1 protein-coding gene is annotated in these 1,084 nt (G+C 53.7%); it reads left to right on the forward strand.

Going from position 1 to position 1,084, the window contains the following annotated elements; genetic code table 11:
• Positions 1-1,084, forward strand: a 1,084-nt coding sequence (gene tuf / locus FN815_RS18785; RefSeq protein WP_142456376.1) for an elongation factor Tu, incomplete at both ends; no start/stop codon positions are given.

Raw genomic sequence — 1,084 nt, forward strand, 5'->3', positions numbered from 1 at the left:
GTAATGGCTAAGACCTATGGTGGAGTGGCCAAGCAATTTGCAGATATCGATAACGCTCCTGAAGAGCGTGAGCGCGGTATCACCATTGCCACGGCGCACGTGGAGTACGAAACTGAAGACCGCCACTATGCACACGTGGATTGCCCGGGTCACGCCGACTATGTGAAGAACATGGTAACGGGTGCTGCCCAGATGGACGGTGCTATTTTGGTAGTAGCGGCCACCGACGGCCCGATGCCACAAACGCGTGAGCACATCCTGCTTGCCCGTCAGGTGGGTGTACCTCAGATTGTGGTATTCATGAACAAGACCGACCTGGTTGACGACGAAGAGCTGATTGAGCTGGTTGAGCTGGAAGTGCGTGAGCTGTTGAGCTCTTACGACTTTGACGGCGATGACATCCCTGTAATTCAGGGTTCTGCTCTGGGCGCGCTGAATGGCGAAGCTGAGCACGAAGAAGCCATTGTAGAGCTGATGAAAGCCGTGGATGACACCATTCCAACGCCAGAGCGTGACGTAGACAAGCCGTTCCTGATGCCGGTAGAGGATGTATTCTCTATTACTGGTCGCGGAACTGTAGCTACCGGTCGTATCGAGCGTGGTGTGATCAAGCTGAACGACGAGATTGAGATTGTAGGAATTATTGAAGACCCGATGAAGTCTGTAGTAACCGGCATTGAGATGTTCCGCCGGATGCTTGACGAAGGGCAGGCTGGCGACAACGCCGGTATTCTGCTTCGCGGGATCAACAAAGAGCAGCTGCAGCGCGGAATGGTGCTGTGTAAGCCGGGCTCAATTACCCCGCATAAGAAGTTTGAGTGCGAGGTATATGTATTAAGTAAAGACGAAGGCGGGCGACACACGCCGTTCTTCAAGGGATACCGCCCACAGTTCTACTTCCGTACGACGGATGTGACGGGTGCATGCCAGCTGCCTGACGGGGTAGAGATGGTAATGCCTGGTGACAACGTATCGTTGAATGTAGAGTTGATTCAGCCGGTAGCCATGGAAGAAGGCCTGCGGTTTGCGATTCGCGAAGGCGGACGTACTGTTGGTGCCGGAGTTGTAAGTAAAATCTTAGACT

Source organism: Gracilimonas mengyeensis, from assembly GCF_900182705.1.
Lineage (GTDB): Bacteria > Bacteroidota > Rhodothermia > Balneolales > Balneolaceae > Gracilimonas > Gracilimonas mengyeensis.